The organism is Mesorhizobium sp. WSM4845, from assembly GCF_055811455.1.
Genome location: NZ_JBVVQA010000009.1, coordinates 109,390 through 131,852 on the forward strand (window position 1 = coordinate 109,390; position 22,463 = coordinate 131,852).

Genomic DNA, 22,463 nt, shown 5'->3' on the forward strand with positions numbered 1-22,463 from the left:
CGGGGAGAGGGTAAGGGTGAGGGGCGGCGCCGGCTTAGGCTGCTGAAGGCGCTTTCGGTGCCGCCAAAACCTCTTCCACGATCCCACGGGCGATCTCGCGCTCACCCATGATGACCGTGTCGGCTCCGAGCCCCTTGAGATGCTCGACCTCGGCATCGGAGTGGGCGCGGGCGATGACGTTGATCTTCGGGTTGGCGGCGCGGGCGCGCAGCACGATCTGTCCCGCCTCGAAGGCGTTGGGGATGGCGAGGATCAGCCGCTTCGCGCCCTTGGGATTGGCTGCGGCGAACACCTCGCTATTCGCCGCATTGCCGGATACGGTTTCGATGCCGTCGTCCTTGAGCTTCGCCAGCGTCTTGTCGGCATCCTCGATGACGAGGAAGGGCAGGGCGGCCTCCTTCAATGACGCGCCGACAAGGCTGCCGACACGGCCATAGCCGACCAGGATGGAGTGGCCGGTAAGCGCTGTGCTGGGCGGCGGGCCGTACTCTTTCACCGGTGCCGCAACCGAAGCCAACTGGCTTGGCTCCGTCGCGGGGCCGATCGGCTTTGCCTCATCGAGCGGCGCCGTCTTGCCGGCGCGCCTCTCCAGCCATGGTTTCATCCAGTCGACGGCAAGGAACATCAGCGGGTTGAGGACGATCGACAGGATAGCACCGGCGAGGATGAGGTCGCGTCCTTGTTCGGGCAGCAGCTTCAGCCCGACGCCGAGCTCGGCCAGAATGAAGGAGAATTCGCCGATCTGGGCCAAGCTTGCCGAAATCATCAACGCGGTCGCGATCGGATAACGGAAGGCGACGACGATGACGAAGGCCGCCAGCGATTTGCCGATGACGATGATGGCCAGTGCCGCCAGGATAGGCCAGCCATTGCTGATCAGGCTGAACGGGTCGAACAGCATGCCGACCGAAACGAAGAACAGCACGGAGAACGCGTCGCGCAGCGGCAGCGATTCCTCGGCCGCCCGATGGCTGAGTTCGGATTCGCTCATGATCATGCCGGCAAAGAATGCGCCCAGCGCCAGCGAGACGCCGAATAGCTTGGCCGCGCCGAAGGCGACCCCGAGCGCGATGGCCAGCACCGCCAGCCGGAACAATTCACGCGACCCGGTATGGGCGACGTAGTGCAGGATCCAGGGGATGACCCGGCGGCCGACCACCAGCATAACGACGACAAAGGCCGCGACCTTGGCCAACGTCATGCCGACGATGCCCCAGACGCCGAAGCTCGCCGGCAGCGACAGCAGACTGCTATGGCTCTCCACTTGCTGCTGGCCACCCAGCACGCCGGCCAACGCCGGCAGCAATACCAGCGCCAGCACCATGGCCAGATCCTCGACAATCAGCCAGCCGACGGCGATGCGGCCGCGCTCGGTCTCGATCAGCCGCCGCTCCTGCAAGGCACGCAGCAGCACAACGGTCGAGGCGACGGAAAGCGCCAGCCCGAACACCAGCCCCGCGCCCATCGACCAGCCGAGCATCCAGGCAAGGCCGGCGCCGAGCGCCGTCGCGAAGCCGATCTGCACGATGGCGCCGGGCACGGCGATGGCGCGGACCGACAACAAGTCCTTCAGCGAGAAATGCAGGCCGACGCCGAACATCAACAGGATCACGCCGATTTCGGCCAGTTCATTGGCGAGGCCGGTATCGGCGACGAAGCCCGGCGTGTTCGGCCCGACCAGGACGCCGGCGACGAGGTAACCGGACCAGCGGCGGGATGCGGAAGCGATTGGCAATTGCGCCGAAGACGAAAGCCAGCCCCAAACCGGCGACGATGGTGGCGATAAGCGGCGTGTCATGCGGCATTGTCTATGGAGCGCCTTTCAAAATTACGATGTCGGATATGCACCGCCCGAAGCAGCCGCCTTGCAATATGGCGGCCCGGATGGCCGCGCGGCAACCCGCAAATGCCATGGATCGACGACAAGGGTGGCAGAAGGCGGGTCGCCTCGGGCTGGCAGTGGTTGCTGCTAAAAAGAGATGGCCTGCGCGCCTGATGCCCGATCAGGCGGCCTGCAGCAGGTTTTCGATGTCGACGATGGTGTGGTTGGTCAGCGTCTTGGGAATTTCCGCTGTGATTTTCTCGGCAACTTCCTTGTGCAGTTTTCGACGCATGTCACCCAGTACCTGAGGCGGTGCGATCAGCACCATCTCCTTGAAGGCGCCGCGATGCGCGAGCTTGTACAGCCGCTCGGCAATTTCGTCGGCGAAACGCTCCTTGCCGAGGCGATGCCAGTCAGTGTCCTCGACTGCGCTGCGGTGGACGGATGGGCCATCGCTGTAGCGGCCAGGGCGGTCCGAACCTTGCTCTCGAGTCGCCGGATTTTCCTGTTCCATCTCCTGCACGACCTGAAGGTCGGGATATTGGGTGTCGCCGCGGTTCTCGAGGAACAGTGCCTTCTCGCCGTCGGCGACCACGACCCACAGTCCGCGTTTCAGCTTGAGGTTGTTCACCGGAGCGCTCCTTTTTCTGTTTTTCATGGTTTTCCAGGCCCGTCTCTGGAGCCATTGCCGCAGCTGGACAGCCAGGCTCGGATTCGCACAGGCAAACGCGCGCCGAGGCAGGAATGTTCCGGTGACGACAAGCACGGCGAGCAAGCCAACCAACGGGGATGACGGTGCTCAGCGCATGTCGGCTTTAATCTACTAGATTGGTAGAATTTAGAAAAAAGTGTTTTGTAATATATCTCGCTTGTCGCTAGAACGGCCGCAGATCAAGGCTCGCAACAGCGGCTTGGATCCGCTCCACTCGTGGGTGTGGAATTTTTTTCTCCTGCCTCTGGTGCTTGCGGAAAAGCGATTGCTTCGCACGAAGCGATGCGCGAGTGCGTTCCTTCTGTTTTTTCGCGCCCGCGCGTAAAACCGACAGCGTATTCAGGATTCCGCTCGTATGCCGCAGGCCCCCGCCAAGCTCAACGCCTTTCCCGTCTTTATGCGGGTCGCTGGCGAAGCTGTGGCCATCGTCGGCGGCGGCGAGGAGGCTCTGGCCAAGGCGCGGCTGATCGGCCAGTCGAGAGCCGTCTTGCGCATCATAGCCGATGCCCCCGAGCATGATTTGCTGGCCTTCATCGCCGCGAATGGCGCCGTCCACATCGCTGCCGCCTATGAGGCCGCGCATCTCGAAGGCGCGGTGATGGTGTTTGCTGCCAGCGGCAACGAGGCGCTTGACCGCCGCGTTGCCGAGGATGCGCGCCGGCTGGGCATTCCGGTCAATGCCGTCGACCGGCCGGAGCTGTGCGATTTCTTCACCCCGGCGCTGGTCAACCGCGCGCCGGTCGCCATTGCCATCGGCACGGAAGGGGCCGGACCGGTGCTTGCCCAGTTGCTGCGCAGCCGCATCGACCGCATGCTGTCGCCGTCGCTCGGGCCGCTTGCTTCGCTTGCTGCCTCGTTGCGCGGCACTGTTGAGAGATTGCTGCCGAAAGGCAATGCCCGCCGCCGCTTCTGGAGCGAGTTTTTCGGCGGCGCGCCGGCCCGCGCCATGGAGGCTGGCCAGCTTTCGCAGGCGCACGGTGCCGCCGTCGACCTGTTGCTTTCGAACGCGCCGGCATCGGGTCACATTGCCCTGGTTGGCGCGGGTCCCGGCGCCGAAGACCTGCTGACGCTGCGCGCCCACCGGCTGCTGATGGAAGCCGATGTCATCGTCCATGATGCGCTGGTGCCGGAGGCGATCGTCGCCATGGGCCGTCGCGACGCCGAGCGTCTGCCGGTAGGCAAACGCAAGGGCTGCCACACCAAGAGCCAGGCCGAGATCAATGCGCTCTTGATCGAGCTCGGCCGCGACGGCAAGCGCGTCGTGCGGCTGAAATCCGGCGATCCGCTGGTGTTCGGCCGGGCGGGCGAGGAAATGGCAGCGCTGCGCGATGCCGGCATCGCCTATGAGGTCGTTCCGGGCGTCACCGCGGCCTTCGCCGCCGCCGCCGATTTCGAGCTGCCGCTGACGCTGCGCGGCGTGTCGTCGTCGATGGTGTTCACCACCGGCCACGACCTCAAGGGAAATTCGCTGCCCGACTGGGCAAAGCTCGCCATTTCCGGCGCCACGGTCGCCGTCTATATGGGCCGCTCGGTCGCCGCCGAGGTTGCCGGCCGGCTGATCGAGGCCGGCCTGTCGCCGGATACTGCGGTCGCCGTGGTCGAGAATGCCAGCCTTGCCAACCGGCGCCGTTTCCACGGCACGCTCGCCGACCTGCCGTCGCTGGAGATTCGCGCCGACCTTACCGGTCCGGTCATGACCATCATCGGCGATGCGGTCGCCGGCGCCAATTTTGAACGTTCCGAGCCGCTGGCGGCACACAGGCATGAAGGCGCGGCCCAAACAGCCGCCGAAGGAGCTGAACGATGAAAGTCCTGACTGCAAACCGCCTCGCCGACGGCGAAGCCGTCTGGTACGCCAATGGCGGCTGGGCCGAGACCATCGACAATGCCGATGTCGCCTATGACAAGGCGGCTGAAGACCGGCTGGAGGCGATCGGCGCCACGGCCTCTGCCAATAATGAAGTGGTCGACGTCAATCTGATCGACGTGACCGTCGCCAATGGTGTCGTCGAGCCGGTCCGGCTGCGCGAAAAGATCCGCGCCGCCGGCCCGACCAACCGCAACGACCTGGGCAAGCAGGCCCGCCCGGTAGCCGCCCGGGCGGCGTAAACGACCACATTGAAGACAACGGGCGGACGCGCCCGGAAAGACCAGACATGTACCGTTACGATGAGTTCGATCACGATTTCGTCCAGGCCCGCGTCGCCGAGTTCAGCGATCAGGTCGCGCGGCGGCTTGCCGGCGAGATCACCGAGGATCAGTTCCGGCCGCTGCGGCTGATGAATGGCGTCTACCTGCAGTTGCACGCCTACATGCTGCGCATCGCGGTGCCTTACGGCACGCTGAACAGCAAGCAGTTGCGCATGCTTGGCCACATCGCCCGCAAATACGACAAGGGCTACGGCCATTTCACGACGCGCCAGAACATCCAGTTCAACTGGCCGGCGCTGTCGGACATTCCGGCGATCCTGGCCGATCTGGCTGGTGTCGAGATGCACGCCATCCAGACCAGCGGCAACTGCATCCGCAACGTCACCGCCGACCACTTTGCCGGTGCCGCCGCCGACGAGGTGGCCGATCCGCGTCCCTATGCGGAAATCCTGCGCCAATGGTCGTCGGTGCATCCGGAATTCTCGTTCCTGCCGAGAAAATTCAAGATCGCGGTGACCGGCGCGGAGCGCGACCGCGCCGCCATCCAGACGCATGACATCGGCCTGCATTTGAAGAAGAACGCTGCCGGCGAACTCGGTTTCGCCGTCTATGTCGGCGGCGGCCAGGGCCGTACGCCGATGATCGCCAAGAAGATCCGCGACTTCCTGCCCGAGGCCGACCTTCTGTCCTATTGCACGGCGATCCTGCGCGTTTACAACCTCTACGGCCGCCGCGACAACAAATACAAGGCGCGCATCAAGATACTCGTCCACGAGACCGGCGTCGAGGAGATCACCCGCCAGGTCGAGGCCGAATGGCAGCAGCTGAAGGATGCGGATCTAAAACTGCCGGAAGCCGACATCCGCACCATCGATGCCTATTTCGCACCACCGGCGCTGGTCGAACGGCCGGAAGGCGACGAGGCCGTCAAGCTCGCCCGCCTCGAGTCGAAGAGCTTTTCGGAGTGGCTCGACCAGAACGTGGTGACCCACCGTCACCCCGATTATGCCGCCGTGACCATCTCGCTCAAGGCCATTGGCGAAGCGCCGGGCGACGCCTCCGGCAGCCAGATGGAAGCGGTCGCCGACCTTGCCGAAAAATATGCTTTCGACGAGCTGCGCGTCAGCCATGAGCAGAACCTGATCCTGCCGCATGTCGCGCGGGCCGACCTCAAGGCGGTCTATGACGCGCTGGTCGACATCGGACTGGCGACGGCCAATTCCAACCTGATATCAGACATCATCTCGTGCCCGGGCCTCGACTATTGCGCGCTGGCCACGGCGCGCTCGATTCCGGTGGCGCAGGAAATCTCGCGTCGTTTCGCTTCGCTAGAGCGGCAGCGCGAGATCGGCGAACTGAAGCTGAAGATTTCCGGCTGCATCAATGCCTGCGGCCATCACCATGTCGGCCATATCGGCATCCTCGGCGTCGAGAAGAAGGGCGCCGAACTCTACCAGGTGACGCTCGGCGGCTCGGCCGACGAGAACACCTCGGTCGGCGAGATCATCGGCCGCGGCTTCAGCTCGGCAGAGATCACCGACGCCATCGAGCAGATCGTCGAGACCTATCTCGGCCTCCGGCTCGACAGAAACGAAAAATTCATCGACGCCTACCGCCGTGTCGGTCCCGCGCCGTTCAAGGAGGCGCTCTATGCTGGCGAAGCCAAGGCCGCTTGATCGTATTGTCGACGCCGAGGCCGGCATCGCCGCCGAAGCGGCGGGGCTCGATGCGCTCTATGGTCATCTGAAGCCGCTGGAGATCATCGAGCGGTCGGCCCGGGAATTCTTTCACGGTGAAATCGCCGCAGTTTCGTCGTTCGGGGCGGATTCTGCAGTGCTTCTGCACATGATCGCCAAGATCGACCGGACGCTGCCGGTCATCTTCCTCGACACCGGCAAGCACTTCGAGGAGACGCTCGGCTATCGCGACGCGCTGGTTGCCGATTTCGGGCTGACCGATATCAGGGTGATCACGCCCGAAGAAGCGGCGCTCGAACGGATCGATCCGGCCGGTAATCTGAACGAAACCGACACCGACGCCTGCTGCGGTGTTCGCAAGGTCGAGCCGCTGGCGCGCGGCGTCGAGCCGTTCCGCGCCTGGTTCACCGGCCGCAAGCGTTTTCAGGCGACGACGCGAGCATCCCTGCCGGTGTTCGAAGCGGTCGGCTCGCGCATTCGCATCAACCCGCTGGCGCATTGGACGACATCAGACCAGGCCAACTATATGCGCGCGCATGCGCTGCGTGAGAATCCGCTTGTCGCCTATGGCTATCTCTCGATAGGCTGCTTCCCGTGCACGCAGCCGGTGCAGCCGGGCGAGGATGCACGCAGCGGCCGCTGGGTGGGGCACGCCAAGACCGAGTGCGGCATCCATTTGTCGGGGCTGGAAAAGTCGCTCACCGACGCATCGCTTTAGGGTATGTCGATATTCAGGTGAGGCTGGCCTTGCGAATGGCGGCACGTACCCAAAGTACGCTCCGCTCCGGTTCTCGGAAGCCACCATTCTCGGCTCGGCCTTACCTGAATCTCAACACACCCTCAGCGTTTGAACTTTGGAATTTTGTGGACTTGGGAATTTCTCGATGAGTGAATCGACAGCGGAAAACGCCACCCGCCTCTGGACCCCGACAGGTTTTAGCGAGGACGAGTGGAGCCATGCCGAGAGCGCCGACGCGCTGTCCGGCAATGGCCGCTTCATCCTGCCGCTGCAGGCGTTTCTCGACCTCGATCCGGCGGTGCGCCGGTCGGCGAGGGAGCGCCTCGGCGTACTGCTTCAGCCCGGCGATCAGCTCGAAAAGATCGCGGACCTGCTCGACCAGATATCGCTGGTGGCGCTGGCCTTCCCGGCTTTCAGTGACGGCCGCTCCTTCTCCAAGGGCGAACTGCTGCGCAGCCGCTACCGTTTCGAGGGCGCGGTCCGCGCCACCGGACAGGTTCTGGTCGACCAGCTTCCGCATATGCTGCGCCTCGGCTTCGACGAGTTCGAAGTATCAAATCCAGTGTTGCTGAAACGGCTCGAGGAAGGCCGCACCGGCGGTCTGCCGCTGTCCTACCAGCCGACCGTGAAGCCGGAGGCCAAAGGCCCCAAATATTCCTGGCGGCGGGTGCGCACCGGTTGATCTCCCCACCGAGCAAGTCGCATCTGGTCGGACCACTTTGCCGATTCAATCTTTTATTTTCGGCATCTGCCCCTTAAGATACGGCCTATTATTTCGCGATCCGAAATAAATTCGCCACCAAGGGAGGAACCGGGAATGGCTGGTAAGAAGATATTGATGCTCGTTGGCGAGTTCAGCGAGGAATACGAGATTTTCGTCTTTGAACAGGCCATGCATGCGGTCGGCCACACCGTGCATGTCGTGTGTCCTGACAAGAAGGCGGGCGATATCCTGAAGACGTCGCTGCACGACTTCGAGGGTCACCAGACCTATACGGAAAAGCTCGGCCATGACTACATCCTCAACAAGACGTTTTCCGAGGTCAATCCGGCCGAATACGATGCGGTCTATGCGGCAGGCGGGCGCGGGCCGGAATATATCCGCATCGACAAGCGCGTGCAGGCGCTGGTGCGGCATTTCCACGAGACCGGCAAGCCGATCTTCACCATTTGCCACGGCGCGCAGATCCTGATGGCGGTCGACGGCGTGCTGCGTGGCAGGGAAGTCGCGGCGCTGCAGTATTGCGAGCCGGAAGTCACGCTCGCTGGCGGCACCTACATCGATGTCGCGCCGACCGGCGCCCATGTCGACGGCAATCTGGTGTGGGCCAAGGGCTGGCCGGGGCTGGCCGCCTTCATGCGCGAATGCCTGAAAGTGCTCGGCACCGAGATTCGCCACGGCGAGATCCTGATGCGCGACGAACGCCAGGCGGCTTGAGCCACACGTTATAAAAGCCGCCGCACCTGTGGTGCGGCGGCTTTACAGCGCCGCGCGTTCGTTTTTGGGATGTGCTTTATGCGGTCATCCGCGCTTCGCGAAACGATACCAGCTTGCTGCGGCTCTCATCCCACAGCGCCAGCTTGACGCAGCGCAGGCTGTCGAGAAGCGTGACGCGGCCAATTTCGCGCAGTTCGGGATAGTCCCTCAGGACCTCCTGCAGACGATAGCACGGCACCTTGGCGGAGAGGTGGTGCACGTGATGGACGCCGATATTGCCGGTGAACCAGTTCAGTACCGGCGGCAGGTCGTAATAGGACGAGCCGTGCAGGGCCGCATGCTGGAACTCCCATTCGGAGTCCTTTGCCCACTCTGTCTCTTCGAACTGGTGCTGGACATAGAACAGCCAGATGCCGGCAGAACCGGCGAGAACGACGATGGGCAAGTGAACAACCAGGAACGCTTCGAGGCCGACGAACCAGATGAGGGCGGCGGCCGCAACCGCGATGGCCACGTTGGTGGCCATTGACGACACCCAGGGCGTGAGGCCGCCTCGCATCATGCCGACCGGCAGTCGCTGCTCAAAGATGAAAAGCCAAATGGGGCCGAGGCCGAACATGACGAGCGGATGGCGATAGAGACGATAGGCAAGGCGGCCCCGCCAGGACATTTGCCGATATTCCGCGACAGTCAGCGTCTTGATGTCGCCCGTGCCGCGCTCATCGAGATTGCCGGCGCTGGCATGATGGGTTGCGTGGGCACGTCGCCAGCAATCGTAAGGCGTCAAAGTCAGGATGCCCAGGCCGCGGCCGATCCAGTCGTCGGCGGTGCGGTTGGCGAAGAAGGAACCGTGGCCGCAATCGTGCTGGATCATGAAGATCCGCACCAGAAAGCCGGCGGCCGGAAGGATGAGGATCAGACCCCACCAATGGCCATAGGCATAGGCAGCCGAGGACAGTGCCCACAGCGTGGCAAAGGGGATGAGGGTGATGGCAAGTTCGACGGCGCTGCGCCGCCTGTCAGGTTTCTTGTAGCGCGCCAGGATCTTCAACCAGGCACGCTTACTGTTCGCTACAGCTTCGGGGGAAATCATGTTCATCAGGAAGCATAGACGGACCATTTCGTCGCCGCAAGCCAGGCATCACGCAAAGTTACTGCGGGTAATTGTCGCGCGACGCGCAAGCTGCGGCAAAAGGCATGCCAATGGCGCGCAGCGACAGGCGTGTGTGTTGTCTATCGCCGGTTGCCACCGGCGGCTACGCTGCTTTCGATGCCGTCCAGGCGGTCAAGCAATTCCCTGAAACGATCGGGAATGTCGTTCTCCGTCCGGAACGCCGGCAACGCGCGCAGAAAGTGCATCGTTGCCTCGGTGCCGAACTGGCGCCTGATGCCGGCCGCCAGCCTTTCACGTCTTTCGTCATCGTTGGGGACGCCATTCTTACGGTCGCCGTCGTTGCGGGTCGCCATCTCAAAATCCTGTGTCGGTTTCGAAACTCTTCCAGCAGACGAATGGTTCCCCCATCGCAGCATCTTGGCAAGCAAAGCCGGTGGTTACAGTAAAATTTGAATTAATATCGAAAGGTCTCCATGATGCGTCGTCAAAAGCGCGAGCGGCCCGTCCAGTATCGCTTGCCCCTTGATTTTTGGCCGCCAAACCTCGATATCGGGCACAAAATCCACATCATTTGAAATGACGGGAAACGGCGATGAGCGACCAGGCAAAAGACGAACGCGCGCCCGATGAGGCCGAGACGGCCGGGGCTGCCACCGAACACACGCAAGGCAGCGCCGACGGCGACTATGAAGCGCTTGTGCGGCTGCTGAAGGAAAACGACGAGTTGAAGGACCGCGCGCTCCGCGTCGCAGCCGAGATGGAGAATCTGCGCCGCCGTACCGCCCGTGACGTGCACGATGCACGCGCCTATGCGGTTGCCAATTTCGCCCGTGACATGCTGTCGGTATCGGACAATCTGCGCCGCGCACTGGATGCGATCCCGGCTGAGTCCAAGGCGTCGGGTGATGCCGGTTTGAAGTCACTGATCGAGGGCGTCGAGCTCACCGAGCGCGCCATGCTATCGGCGCTCGAGCGGCACGGAGTGAAGAAGCTCGAGCCGGAAGGCGAGAAATTCGACCCGAATTTCCATCAGGCGATGTTCGAGGTGCCCAATCCGGAGGTGCCGGCCAACACGGTGGTCCAGGTCGTGCAGCCAGGCTATTCGATCGGTGAGCGGGTGTTGCGGCCGGCCATGGTCGGCGTTGCCAAGGGCGGTCCCAAGCATGTGGCAAGCGAAGCGCCGGTCGAGCCAGGGCCGGTGAATGAGCAAGCTGAGAAGGATGCGTAAGTTAAGGGAATAGGGCAGTAGGAGCAGTAGGGGCAGTAGGGTAAAGGAGCCGTACCAATCGTACGGCTTCGTGCTATTCATACATCCCTATTCACCCGCTCTCCTACTCCGCTATGCCCTTGAACCCGATCGAGCTTCTCGACTATGCCGGTGTCGCCGTCTTCGCGGCGACCGGTGCGCTGGCCGCTTCGCGCAAGCAACTCGACATCATCGGCTTTTTGTTCCTGGCCAGCGTCACCGGCATCGGCGGTGGCACGTTTCGTGACGTCATCCTCAATCTGCCGGTCTTCTGGGTTACCAACTCTGGCTATGTGCTGATCTGCGCGGTGGTGGCGATGCTTGTCTTTTTCGGGGCGCACCGTCTCGAATCCCGCTGGAAATTACTGCTCTGGCTCGACGCCGTCGGCCTCGCCGCGTTTTCGGTGATGGGTGCCGCCAAGGGCCTGGCCATCACCGGCTCGCCGGTCGTGTCCGTTGTTACCGGCGTGCTCACCGCCACGTTCGGCGGGATCTTGCGCGACCTGCTGGCCGGTGAGGCTTCGGTGCTCTTGAGACCAGAAATCTATGTCACCGCCGCCCTTGCGGGCGCCATCCTGTTTACAACAGGCGATCTCGCCGGACTGCCGCCGCTCGCCTCGGGCCTGGTGGGCTTCATAGCCGCTTTCTGCGTGCGTGGCGGCGCGCTTAAGTTCGGCTGGGCCTTTCCGTCCTACAAGAGCCGGCCCGGCCGGCGGCCGGAAGATATTCCGTGAAATGAGGGCGAGTAGCGAATAGGGAGAACGATCCGCAGCGAATTGGCGGAACTCCCGCTACTCGCTACTCCCTATTCGCTATTCATTGGAATCTCAGGCGGCGAAGCGCTGGGCTTCCCCGCCATAATAGCTGACGTAGCGGGCGCCGATCTCCTTGACCGGCATCACCACGAACACGTCGACCGTCGAGAATTCGCGGTCGATGACGCAGCCGTCGCCGATGCGCGCGCCGACGCGCAGATAGCCCTTGACCAGCGGCGGCATCGCCGCGATCGCGGCCTTGGCGTTGACCGCCTCGATCGGCATCAAATCCATGGAACAGTAGCGGCCGGCGACGGCGCGCACGTCCCAGGCCGAATTCGTCCGGCAGTGATGGGCGAGATAGGTCAGCGCTTCGGCGTGTGCCGCCGGCACGGTGCCGGGGAACGAGGCGCAACCGGTCATCACGCCGATCCCATAATGGTTGATATAGGCCCAGATACCTTGCCAGAGCGCCTCGATGGTGCGCTTCGAGCGGTATTCCGGCAAGACGCAGGAGCGGCCGAGCTCGAGGAAACGCTGGCCGGGATGGCGGGCCATAAGATTGGTCAGCTCAAACTCGCCCTCGGAATAGAAGCCGCCGGCCGCTGCCGCGATCTCCTGCCGCAACAGGCGGTAGGTGCCGACAATGCGGCGATGCTCGGGACCGGACAGCGAGGTGTCGAAGACGAGCAGATGATCACAGAGCGGATCAAAATGGTCGGCGTCGCGGCGGTCCTGCACCTGAAACAGGGTTTTCCTGGCGCCGAGCTCGTCATAGAACACCCGGTAGCGCACTTCCTGCGCGGCGGCGATCTCGGCCTCGTTGCGTGCGAGCCGCACTTCGAGGTTGCCGATACGGCCAAGCGCTTCGCCTTTTATGACAGCATCGACGTTGCGCCCGGTGAGCAAAGCACCCCTGGCGTTCGGCCGAGCGTCACATTCCGGCATAACTGTATGCACGAGTGATTCTCCTTCGAGCCATCCCTCTTGGCACGGGGATACGGCGTAGGTGCAACAGGATTGTGACAGTACCGTGATACGGCCCTGCCGGCAATACTTCGTCGGCTGGTCAACCCTTCAACCGGCTATGTTCTGCAGGTAAGCCAGGCAAGGACAGCCGGCGGATCAAGCGGCCACGTGACCCTCGACCGCATGGACAAGCGCGTCGGGGTCGAGCGGCTTGGTGACGAAGCCGCTGGCGCCATGGGCGAGCACTGCGTGGCGGGTCGTTTCCTGACTGTCCGCCGACAGCACCATGATCGGAACCGGCGACACGGCGGTTTCCTCCTCGTGCCGGCGGATGGCGGCGATCGCGTCCAGCCCGTCCATGACAGGCATGTGCAGGTCCATCAGCACCACGTCGAAGCGGTACTTGTGGTCGGTGCCGGTGATGGCCTCGACGGCGGCCTTGCCGTTGCCGACCAGTTTCACGCGATGCCCGGCCTTTAGCAGCGTGGCACGGGCAAGCATGGCGTTGATGTCGTTATCCTCGGCGATCAGCACGGACAGGCCCCGCCGCCGGCCGCCAATGGCGCGGGCGGTTGGTGCGCCGCGCTTTTCCGGCTGCGGCTGGGTGAGGGCAGGCACGCTGCTGGTCAAAAGCACGCGAAGCAACGTTTCGCCACGCACCGGCCTTGCCAGAAAGGTGGCGTAGCCGCTGGCGCGGAACTCGCCCAGCATGCCGCGGTCGGTTGGCGCGATCAGTGTGATCGCCTCGCAATCGGCAAAGCCGCTCTGGCGAAGGCGCTTGAGCAACCTGCCGTCGCCTTCCTCCATGGCCGCATCGACCAAAAGCGCGTCGCAGCCTTCGGCGAAGGACGCTGCCTGGGCGGCGGTGGTGGCCAGATCGACCTTGCCGCCATTGGCGCGGATGGTGCGGGCGATGGCGTCGGTCTCGATGGCGTTCTTCGACAGGATCACGGCGCGCCGCCCTGACAGCACATCCCGACGGCTCTGCGGCGGCTCGGTGGCCGATATTGCAGGGATTTCGAAGACGAATTCCGAACCCTGGCCGAGCTGGCTCGACACCGAGATCGTGCCGCCCATGGCGATCACCAAGCGCCTGGAGATGGCAAGACCGAGCCCGGCGCCGCCATGCGCGCGAGTCGACGTGCCGTCAGCCTGTTCGAATTCCTCGAAGATGCGCTCCAGGTCGTCCTCGTGCAGGCCGGGACCGGTGTCGGTGACGGTGAAGCCTATGCGGTCGGTGGTTTCGGTGCGGGCACGAGCGATGCTCACCAACACGCCGCCGCTGTCGGTGAACTTGATGGCGTTGCCGATGAGGTTGAGCAGCACCTGCCTGACTCTTCCAGGATCGGCTGATATCATCTGCGGCACGTCGGGTTCGACATGGCAGCCAAGGCCGATGTTCTTGGCGAAGGCACGCGCCGCCAGGAGTTCCACGATGTTGTCGGCGATCTCGCGCACCGACATTGGCTGCGGTTCGGGATCGAAGCGGCCGGCCTCGATCTTGGAATAGTCGAGCAGGTCCTCGATCAGCGCCAGCAGCGCGCTGGCCGAGGTCGAGATGGCGCCGACATAGGTCCGTTGTTGCGGCGAGAGCCCGGTGTCCGCCAGCAGCTTGGCCATGCCCATGATGCCGTTCATCGGCGTGCGGATCTCGTGGCTGACGGTGGCGAGAAAGCGCGATTTGGCCTGACTTGCATATTCGGCTCGCTCGCGGGCGGTGATCAGCGACGTTTCGGCGTGCTTGCGGGCGGTAATGTCGCGGGCGATGGCGCGATGCGAGACGGCACCGCTCTCCTTGTCGCGCACGGACAGTTCGATCCATGAGAACCAGCGCGGGCCGCTCGGTGTTCTAATGGCGACGTCGGTGGAGCTCAGGCATTCATGATCGGAAAAAGCGGCATCGGGAACGATGCCGACGTCGATGCCGAGGTCGGCCAGGGCCTTGCCGGCAAGGTCGCGCTGGTCGGCTCCAACAAGCTCGGCGAAAACCTTGTTGGCATAGACGATGTGGCCGTCACGGTCGCGATGGACGACGAGATCGCCAAGCGCGTCGATCAGCCCGCGAAAGCGTTCCTCGCTCTCCTGCATCTCCCACACGCGGTCGGCCAGGCTCTCAACCTCGGCGCGGCTGCGCGCTGCAGTCTCGCCAAGCAGCGCAACCGTGCGACGCGCCGTGCGCCTGGCACGCAGATGCACGGCAAGGCCTGCCATGCCAGTCGCCAAAAGCCCGACGGTGATGAAGATCGGCGCGCCGGTCAGATGCGACAGGCCCGCCAGCACGACGATGGCGACGAGCATCAGGAACGGCAGGCCTTCGCGATTGGCGGCGGGCAATTCAGGCGCCAGTGGCGGCGCCGCGATATGCTGCCGGCTTGGCGCCTCCGGGCCGATCCCGTCGACGTTTTCGGCGCTCTCTGTTTCTCTGATGCCGGATTCCGTGACCATGCGGAAACCCTTGCCAGACAGAGATTATGGAAAATTGCCGCGGATCGTTCGAATTTTAGCGGTCGCGCGGTTTTTGCCTCTCCGCTCCTGAAGCGCGTCGCGTTTGGCCGGCCTCATGCGAGGCGCTTCACCGCTGCACACCCTGGGTCATACTTTTGCTCGACATGCATTAAAAACCGGAGAAGGAAGAGCTCACATGTCCACCACCACGCGACCGCGGACCTTGCCCTCGACGATATCGTGCGCGGCGTCGATGATGCCATCGAAGCCAATGGTCGTGGACAGTTTGGCGAGCTTCTGGAGGTCGAGGTCCGTGCCGATGCGGCGCCACGCCTCCATGCGGACCGTTTTTGGCGCCATCACCGAATCGATGCCGAGCAGACAAACGCCGCGCAGGATGAACGGGGCGACGCTCGTCGGCAGATCCATGCCGCCGGCCAGGCCGCAGGCGGCGACGGCGCCGCCATAGGAGGTCATCGAAAGGACGTTGGCCAGGGTGTGACTGCCGACCGCGTCGACGCCGCCGGCCCAGCGTTCCTTGGCGAGCGGCTTTGCCGGCTGGGCAAGCTCGTCGCGCGAAATCACTTCCGAAGCACCCAGGTCGGTCAGGTATGGACTTTCAGCGCTGCGGCCGGTCGAGGCGGTGACGTGATAGCCGAGGCTGGACAGAATCGAAACCGCGACCGAGCCGACGCCGCCGGCCGCGCCCGTCACCACGACGGGGCCGCGTTCCGGCACGATGCCGTGCCGTTCCAGCGCGATAACGCAAAGCATGGCTGTGTAACCTGCCGTGCCGACCGCCATCGCATCATGCGGGCTCATGCCCTGGGGCAGCGGCACCAGCCAGTCGCCCCTGACACGGGCGCGCTCGGCATAGGCGCCAAAATGCGTCTCGCCGACGCCCCAGCCGTTCAATATGACCTTGTCCCCCGTGCGCCAGTCGGCATGGGAGGACGAGATCACGGTGCCGGCGAAATCAATGCCCGGCACCAGCGGCCAGCGGCGGATCACCGGCGCCTTGCCGGATATGGCGAGGCCGTCCTTGTAGTTCACCGTCGTCGCCTCGACGGCGACGGTGACGTCGCCTTCCATTAGGTCGGCTTCGGTAAGGTCGGTGATCGCGACCGACTGCTTCTTCTCGGCGTCGCGCGAAACGAGGATGGCTTTGAAGGTTTCGGGCATGTCTTCTCCTCGGGCTTCTTGAATGGGACACTGTATGGCGGCAGAAGGCCAGGTCAATCGCTTGAGGGCTTGGCCTCACGCCGCCAACCAATGAGTTCGTCGAGGACGACCACCACCGCGCCGACCGCGATGAAGGCGTCGGCGAGGTTGAAGATGGCGAAGGACCATATTGGGGTGTGAAACAGGATGTAGTCGATCACGTGACCATAGGTAACGCGGTCGAACAGATTGCCGAGCGCGCCGCCGACGATCAGCGCAAAGCCGATGCGGGTAAGCACGTGGCCGGGCGGAGTTCGGGCCGCGAGATAGAGCACGAAAGCGACGACGAAAGCGGCGATGACCACCAGGCCGGTGTCACCGAAGGACGAAAACATCGAGAAGGCGATGCCGGTGTTGTAGGTGCGATACAATGCCAGGAACGGGACAAGATCGACCTTTTCCTGAAAAGGGAGGCCGGTCTCGACCAGATATTTCACCCACTGGTCGAGCGTCACCGCGGCGGCGACCAGCACGACGTAGGGCAACCAGGATTTTGCCGTTGGGGATTTCACCATTCGGGATGTCACGGTCAGGCGCCCTCCGGGGCAAGTTTCAGCGCGCCGCGCCGGATCTCGAACAGCATGATGCCGGTGGCCACCGCGAGATTGAGCGAATCGGCCCGACCGGACTGTGGAATCCGCAGCAATCTGTCGCAGCTTTCGGCCAGGCTTTCGGGCAGGCCCTGCTGTTCGTTGCCCATCATCAGCAGCACCGGGCCTTTGGAAAAGTCGACCGAACGGTAATCGACCGCACCCTTCAGATGTGTGCCGGCAACTAGGCCAGGAAAGCTTTTTCGCCACGCAAGGAAGGCTTCCGGCGTCGCCTTGGCGACCGGCACGGCGAAGATCGAACCCATCGTGGCGCGCACGGTCTCGACGGAAAAAGGATCGGTGGTCTCGCCGACCAGGATGATGCCCTTGGCGCCAACGGCATCGACGGTGCGGATGACGGTACCGAGATTGCCGGGATCGCGCACGCGGTCCAGCGCCACCCAGACATCGCCGTCTTGAGCGCGGATGTCCTTCAGCGGCAGGAACTTTTGCGAAAAGACGCCGACCACCATTTGCGGGTTGTCGCGGCGGGTGATGGCGACGAGCACTTTTTCCGAAACTTCGAGCACGGTGCCGCCGGCGGCAACCGTGCGTGCCGCGACCTTTTCGACCGCCGCGTTGCCGCGTCCGGCTTTGGCGAAGACCAGCGTCCGGATCGACCACCCGAGGTCGAGCGCGTCGATGACCAGCTTCAGCCCCTCGGCCATGAATGCGTTCTGCTGGTCGCGGTATTTCTTCAGCGAGAGCGCCTTGATGTCCTTGATCAACGGATTGGCAAGGCTGGTGACTTCCTTCACCTGCCCTGGCGCGCCGGCGTGCCGCTCGCTCATTCAGGCCACCCAGCGCGAAAACAGCGAGGTGGACAGCGCCCGGCCGGCGGATTTCTCGCGGATAATCAGTTCGCCGGATTCGACCGTGCCGCCCATGCCGGCAAAAGTGTCGCGCATCAAGGCATGGATGGCGAAGAAGGAAGCGCGGATCGAATAGGCGGTCAGCACGACAGCGAGCGGCTTCGGCGTCAGGACCGAGCGGCAGAGGTCGGTCAGAGCAGGCAGATCCTCGAACAATTGCCAGACCTCGCCCCTAGGGCCACGGCCATAGGCGGGCGGATCGAACAGGACGATGTCGTAACGGCTGCCACGGCGCTCCTCGCGCTCGGCGAATTTTAGGGCGTCGTCGACGATCCAACGGATCGGCTTTTGCGACAGGCCCGCCATCTCCTGGTTCTCCCTGGCCCAGCCGATCGCCTTCTTGGAAGCATCGACATGGGTGACCTCGGCGCCGGCGCGCGCCGCCACCAGCGAGGCAAGGCCGGTATAGCCGAACAGATTCAGCACTTTGACCGGCCGCTTTGCCGCCGCGATCAGCCCGGCCATGTGATCCCAGTGCGAGGCCTGCTCGGGGAACACGCCGACATGGCGAAACGAGGTGAAGCGGCCGAGATAATCGATGCCGTCATGCTTCATTGGCCAGGTTTCGCCGAGCGGCGTCCTGGGGAAACGCCAGCGGCCGATGCCTTCCTCGTCGGTGTCGCCGGTGAAAATGGCGTCGGCGCGGTCCCAGTCCTTGGTCGGCAACGCTTTTTGCCAGATCGCCTGGCCTTCAGGCCGAACGATGCGATAGGGGCCGTACTGCTCGAGCTTCTGTCCGGCACCGCTGTCGAGCAACGCGTAGTCGGCGTTGGGCGCGACTTCGAGGATCAGCGGCAGGTGTTCGGCGGGCAGGGCGCCGTCGCGGCGGGAAAGGACGCGCGGCGCGGCTATCGGCTCGGTGCGGTGCGATGCTGTGCCGCTTCCGCGCGGTTCCGCCCCGCCCTTTGCGAGCTGATGCGAGCGGCTGTCGCGGCGTTTGTCGCGAAAAGGTTTCAAGAAGAGCATCTCCTGGGCGACGTGGCCCGCTTCTGCCACAGCACATTCACCGGCGCAATAAACGCAGTCGCTGGACATTCGCGAAACGGTCAGCCGCGCTTGATGAAGAGCAGGGCGGCAACCAGCGATACGAAGCCGACGGCCTTGAAGCCGGCGACGATCATATGGCCGGTTTCCCAACGCAGCCGGATCGCTTCGAAATTCTCCGGAATCGGCCCAGGCACCCAGGTGGCCAGAATATCGTTCGCCGGCTTGACGAGAGCAAACCACATCGCAAGAGACACCGCATTGAGTACGGCAGCGGCCAACGCGTACCAGAACGCCGGTCGGTCATTGCGCAGCATCCAAGCGAGCAGTCCCGGACAGCCGATCGCGGCCAGGTCCAGTGGCGCGCCAATGACGGCAAACAGCTGGAACTGGGCGTTGAAGACAGTGGCCTCGCGCCAGAGAGAAGGCGACCACTTCGTCAGCCGAGGAGCCGATTCCAGGACATGGGCGAAGGATGGTCCAAGGCTGAGCGCCGCGACAACGGCGGCCAAGATGGACCAGAACAACAGGAACCCGCGTATCTCCATAACGCCCGAACAACGGGGTGACGCCGGAGACGTTCCCCGTCGGAAGGGAGTAAGGGAGTAGGGGAGTAGCGGAGTAGGGGAGTAGGGGAGTAGGGCATAAAGCAGTAAGTGAATAGGGAAAGATGGCTTGCACGAAGCCGATCCAATGGTACGACTCCCCCTACTCCCCTAACTTCCCCATCGCCTTGTACACCGCAATGCCGGCGGCGAGGTCTTCGAGGGCTGCGCCGACCGATTTGAACAGCGTGATCTCACCGGGGCTCTGCCGGCCCTTCTTCTGGTCGCGTGCCAATTCATGCAGGTCGGCGACGATGGCTTGCGCCTCCAGCACGCCCGAGGCCAGTGGCTGGACGATGTCGCCCGCCTCCTTGGTGGCGCCGGCCCGGGTGTCGACGTAGACGCGGGCGCGCGCAATCGCATCGTCGTCGCTTTCGCGCATGGCCGGCGTGAAGCCGCCGACCAGATCGACATGGGTCCCCGGCTTCAACAGCGCGCCCTTGATCAGCGGCGTGGTCGTGATCGTCGCCGACGAAACGATGTCGGCCTGGCCGAGTTCGGCGTCGAGATCGCTCGCGGCGGTGGCCGCAAAGCCCTCGGCGCGCAATTCCGCCGCAACCTTTTCTGCATTGGCGGGCGTGCGGTTCCAGATGCGGATGACGGTGATCGGCCGCACCGCGCAATGCGCCCTGGCGAGGAACGGCGACAGCGCGCCGGCGCCGACCACCAGCAGCCGCGAAGCGTCCTCGCGGGCCAGATAGGAGGCTGCCAGCGCCGAGGCGCAGGCCGTGCGCCACTGCGTCAGCCGCTGGCCGTCGATCATGGCTTCAGGCTCGCCGGTCGCACCGTCGAGCAGGAGGTAAAGCCCCATCACAGCGGGTTTGCCCACGGCGTTGTTGTCGGGCGACACGGTGACGATCTTGACGCCGATATGGCCGCCTGCCGACGAGCCGGCGGCATTGAAGTCGGTCCAGGCCGGCATCAGGAGCAGGGTCGAGGCCGCGCCGTCGGGCCGTTCGACCGTATGGTGGTGCCTGACCGGCTGTACCGCGCCATCGCGAAAAGCCGCGCGCAGCGTTTCGACCAGGCCGGGAAAGGTCAGCGCCTGATCGACCTCGGCCGCCGAAATGCTCAGCATAAGAAACTCCGTCGAGAGAAATACGCCTGACGCATGACCGCGAAATCAGAAGCGATTTTCTGCAAAGATCATGCGCAATCAAAAATGGTACAGCGTCCTTTGCGCGCCCAAAAAGGACGCGCGGCGGTTCCGGCTCAGCCCGTCGGCTTCGGCAAGGAGGGGCCTTGTTGCGCGGCCGGTGCCCGGCTGACCGCCTGGCGCAAGTTCTCGGCCTCGACGCCGCGCTGGCGCGCCAGCTTGCGATAGCGGCCCTGCTTGATCCAGGTCGCCAGGCTGCCGACGATCATGCCGATGGCGAGGGCCAGGAACAGGAAGATGAAAAGCGGCAGCGTCATCGTCAGCGCCGGATTGCCGGGGTTGAATGGGTCCAGGGTGAAGGCAACCGGATCGCGGTTGGCGACCGCCAGCGCAATCAGAATGACGGCCAGCGGCACGAAGACCACGATGAGCATGAAACGATTGAACATAGAATTTCCTGTCGAAGGCGGGCTCTACCAAAGGCCGGGCCTCCTGAAAAGGCCGGCATGGCGCATGAGCCCGCGCGGCGCTTATTTGCCGCTGTTCAGCCTTTCACGCAATTCCTTGCCGGTCTTGAAGAACGGCACCCATTTCTCCTCGACCTCGACGGATTCGCCGGTACGCGGATTGCGGCCGGTGCGGGCGGGGCGGTTTTTCACCGAGAAAGCGCCGAAACCGCGCAGTTCGACCCGGTTGCCTTCGGCAAGCGCGTCGGTGATCTCGTCGAAAATCGCGCCGACAATGTTTTCGACGTCACGCAGGAAAAGGTGCGGGTTGCGTGTGGCGATGATCTGCACAAGTTCGGATTTGATCATGAGAAGGCTCCCCGTGAAAACACTGCGGTCAAATTATGAGGATGATTTTATTTGCTTTTTCACTCGTCTCAAGGGTGCCAGACGGAAACCAGACCGTCAAGAAACAAGCGATCGGCACCAAGTTCGTGAATGATGTCGCCGCCATAGTCGGGCAGGCCGAGCGCACTGCCGATGGTTCGTGCCATCGCCTTCGAGAACAGGAAGCCGCCGCTTTCCGCGTCCTTCCACTCCACCACCTTGAGCTTGGCGTCGATGCCCTTGGTTGCGAGCCAGGCGATCGCTTCGGTCTCGCCGCCGACCGCGTCGACCAATTTGTTGGCAACGGCCTGCCGGCCGGTGAAGATCGATCCGTCGGCCAGCGCCAGCGCCTCCGGTTTGGTCATCTTGCGGCGTTCGGCGACGATGCCGACGAACCAGTCGTAGCTGTCGAGAATGAGCTTGCGGACCATGGTGCGCTCGTCGTCATTGGTCGGCTTGAAAGGCGACGGCGAAGCTTTCAACGGCGACGATTTCACTTCCTCGAGCTTGACGCCGAGTTTGTTCATAAGGCCGCTGACGTCCGGATACTGGATCAGCACGCCTATCGAGCCGACAATCGACGATTTGCGCGCGACGATATGATCGGTCGCGGTGGCGATCATATAGCCCGCCGATGCGGCCAGCGTGCCGACCTGGGCCACCACCGGCTTCTCGGCGGCCAGCTCGCGCACTGCCTCGTAGATCGATTCGCCGCCGACGGTGGTGCCGCCAGGTGAATCGATCGCCAGGATCACAGCTTTCACCCTCGAGGATTGACGGATGGCGTCCAGCTGCTTGATCAGGTCTTCGTCTTCGGTGATGGTGCCCTCGATCTTGACCTTGGCGATATGGTCGACCGCCGCGCCAGTGAAGTCATCGCCGTAAATCCAGGTCGAAAAGGCAATCAGCCCGGCTGCTGCGACGACAAGCGCTGCAACGCGCCAGAATGTCAGCTTGCGACGCAAGCGGCGGCGGTCGATCAGGTCGTCGGCTCTCAGTACCATGGTCAGCCTCATAGTCGGTGGGGAGCAGATGCTTTTAAAGCAACCGCCCGCGCCCGGCTACCGATTCCTGACGAGCTTGCGCCAAAGACAAGCTCTCGACGCTGGCGAGCCGGCGTTTCGAGAGAACATAAAAGACCAATCCACAGCCCCTAACGCTGTCCGCCCGTATC

General features: G+C 63.6%; 22 protein-coding genes and 1 pseudogene. 8 read left to right on the plus strand and 15 right to left on the minus strand.

What is annotated here, in order from left to right; genetic code table 11:
• Window positions 1-34: 34 nt before the first annotated feature.
• Together ybaL and AC0L2C_RS13065 are read right to left on the minus strand one after the other, a co-directional pair.
• Window positions 35-1,805 (minus strand): annotated as a pseudogene (ybaL, locus tag AC0L2C_RS13060) (YbaL family putative K(+) efflux transporter).
• Between the two features lie 198 nt (window positions 1,806-2,003).
• Entirely contained in the window at window positions 2,004-2,453 is a 450-nt protein-coding gene (locus AC0L2C_RS13065) for a baeRF12 domain-containing protein (protein ID WP_473523567.1), read from the minus strand.
• A gap of 436 nt (window positions 2,454-2,889) precedes the next feature.
• Between AC0L2C_RS13065 and cysG the strand changes: the two genes are divergently transcribed.
• From cysG to AC0L2C_RS13095, 6 genes are all read left to right on the plus strand, one after another.
• Complete coding sequence (gene cysG / locus AC0L2C_RS13070) at window positions 2,890-4,341, plus strand: siroheme synthase CysG (protein ID WP_473523530.1); 1,452 nt, start codon at window positions 2,890-2,892, stop codon at window positions 4,339-4,341.
• On the plus strand, window positions 4,338-4,643 hold the full coding sequence (locus AC0L2C_RS13075) for a DUF2849 domain-containing protein (RefSeq protein ID WP_023797424.1): 306 nt from the start codon (window positions 4,338-4,340) through the stop codon (window positions 4,641-4,643). The genes cysG and AC0L2C_RS13075 overlap by 4 nt, the downstream gene beginning before the upstream one ends.
• Window positions 4,644-4,690: 47 nt before the next feature.
• Window positions 4,691-6,361, plus strand: coding sequence for a nitrite/sulfite reductase (locus AC0L2C_RS13080; protein WP_473523531.1), 1,671 nt, complete (start codon window positions 4,691-4,693; stop codon window positions 6,359-6,361).
• The gene (locus AC0L2C_RS13085; RefSeq protein ID WP_128173486.1) at window positions 6,336-7,100 is read left to right on the plus strand and encodes a phosphoadenylyl-sulfate reductase; all 765 of its coding nucleotides are present in this window, start codon (window positions 6,336-6,338) and stop codon (window positions 7,098-7,100) included. Before AC0L2C_RS13080 ends, AC0L2C_RS13085 begins: the two co-directional genes overlap by 26 nt.
• Before the next feature lie 166 nt (window positions 7,101-7,266).
• On the plus strand, window positions 7,267-7,803 hold the full coding sequence (locus AC0L2C_RS13090; RefSeq protein ID WP_473523532.1) for a DUF934 domain-containing protein: 537 nt from the start codon (window positions 7,267-7,269) through the stop codon (window positions 7,801-7,803).
• 135 nt (window positions 7,804-7,938) lie between these two features.
• Window positions 7,939-8,559 (plus strand): DJ-1/PfpI family protein, encoded by a 621-nt coding sequence (locus AC0L2C_RS13095; protein WP_473523533.1) that lies wholly within the window; start codon window positions 7,939-7,941, stop codon window positions 8,557-8,559.
• 76 nt (window positions 8,560-8,635) lie between these two features.
• Here the strand turns inward: AC0L2C_RS13095 and AC0L2C_RS13100 are convergent, their stop codons facing one another.
• Window positions 8,636-9,658, minus strand: a complete 1,023-nt coding sequence (locus AC0L2C_RS13100; protein ID WP_473523534.1) for a fatty acid desaturase — start codon at window positions 9,656-9,658, stop codon at window positions 8,636-8,638.
• 134 nt (window positions 9,659-9,792) lie between these two features.
• Window positions 9,793-10,026 (minus strand): hypothetical protein, encoded by a 234-nt coding sequence (locus tag AC0L2C_RS13105; RefSeq protein WP_473523535.1) that lies wholly within the window; start codon window positions 10,024-10,026, stop codon window positions 9,793-9,795.
• 239 nt (window positions 10,027-10,265) lie between these two features.
• Between AC0L2C_RS13105 and grpE the strand changes: the two genes are divergently transcribed.
• Entirely contained in the window at window positions 10,266-10,901 is a 636-nt protein-coding gene (gene grpE / locus AC0L2C_RS13110) for a nucleotide exchange factor GrpE (RefSeq protein WP_091595557.1), read from the plus strand.
• 119 nt (window positions 10,902-11,020) lie between these two features.
• Complete coding sequence (locus AC0L2C_RS13115; protein WP_023797432.1) at window positions 11,021-11,653, plus strand: trimeric intracellular cation channel family protein; 633 nt, start codon at window positions 11,021-11,023, stop codon at window positions 11,651-11,653.
• 93 nt (window positions 11,654-11,746) lie between these two features.
• On the opposite strand, the gene olsB is transcribed toward AC0L2C_RS13115, so the two are convergent.
• From olsB to sppA, 11 genes are all read right to left on the minus strand, one after another.
• Window positions 11,747-12,622 (minus strand): l-ornithine N(alpha)-acyltransferase, encoded by an 876-nt coding sequence (gene olsB / locus AC0L2C_RS13120; protein WP_473523568.1) that lies wholly within the window; start codon window positions 12,620-12,622, stop codon window positions 11,747-11,749.
• Between the two features lie 177 nt (window positions 12,623-12,799).
• The gene (locus AC0L2C_RS13125; protein WP_473523536.1) at window positions 12,800-15,088 is read right to left on the minus strand and encodes a response regulator; all 2,289 of its coding nucleotides are present in this window, start codon (window positions 15,086-15,088) and stop codon (window positions 12,800-12,802) included.
• A 192-nt stretch (window positions 15,089-15,280) separates the two neighbouring features.
• Window positions 15,281-16,270, minus strand: coding sequence for an acrylyl-CoA reductase (NADPH) (gene acuI / locus AC0L2C_RS13130; protein ID WP_128247350.1), 990 nt, complete (start codon window positions 16,268-16,270; stop codon window positions 15,281-15,283).
• Between the two features lie 53 nt (window positions 16,271-16,323).
• A complete protein-coding gene (gene lspA, locus AC0L2C_RS13135; RefSeq protein ID WP_031254192.1) occupies window positions 16,324-16,824 on the minus strand; it encodes a signal peptidase II in 501 nt (166 codons plus the stop codon).
• Between the two features lie 14 nt (window positions 16,825-16,838).
• Window positions 16,839-17,690, minus strand: a complete 852-nt coding sequence (locus tag AC0L2C_RS13140; protein WP_023797437.1) for a TrmH family RNA methyltransferase — start codon at window positions 17,688-17,690, stop codon at window positions 16,839-16,841.
• The gene (locus AC0L2C_RS13145; RefSeq protein ID WP_023797438.1) at window positions 17,691-18,728 is read right to left on the minus strand and encodes an RsmD family RNA methyltransferase; all 1,038 of its coding nucleotides are present in this window, start codon (window positions 18,726-18,728) and stop codon (window positions 17,691-17,693) included.
• Window positions 18,729-18,817: 89 nt separating this feature from the next.
• On the minus strand, window positions 18,818-19,303 hold the full coding sequence (locus AC0L2C_RS13150) for a DUF1772 domain-containing protein (protein WP_287239796.1): 486 nt from the start codon (window positions 19,301-19,303) through the stop codon (window positions 18,818-18,820).
• Window positions 19,304-19,463: 160 nt separating this feature from the next.
• Window positions 19,464-20,438: a bifunctional Delta(1)-pyrroline-2-carboxylate/Delta(1)-piperideine-2-carboxylate reductase gene (gene lhpI, locus AC0L2C_RS13155; protein WP_128247352.1), complete on the minus strand. Its 975-nt coding sequence runs from the start codon at window positions 20,436-20,438 to the stop codon at window positions 19,464-19,466.
• Between the two features lie 134 nt (window positions 20,439-20,572).
• The gene (locus tag AC0L2C_RS13160) at window positions 20,573-20,905 is read right to left on the minus strand and encodes a LapA family protein (protein ID WP_027153064.1); all 333 of its coding nucleotides are present in this window, start codon (window positions 20,903-20,905) and stop codon (window positions 20,573-20,575) included.
• 81 nt (window positions 20,906-20,986) lie between these two features.
• Window positions 20,987-21,271 (minus strand): integration host factor subunit beta, encoded by a 285-nt coding sequence (locus AC0L2C_RS13165; protein ID WP_023797441.1) that lies wholly within the window; start codon window positions 21,269-21,271, stop codon window positions 20,987-20,989.
• Between the two features lie 68 nt (window positions 21,272-21,339).
• Window positions 21,340-22,293 (minus strand): signal peptide peptidase SppA, encoded by a 954-nt coding sequence (gene sppA / locus AC0L2C_RS13170; protein ID WP_128247353.1) that lies wholly within the window; start codon window positions 22,291-22,293, stop codon window positions 21,340-21,342.
• Window positions 22,294-22,463: the final 170 nt, after the last annotated feature.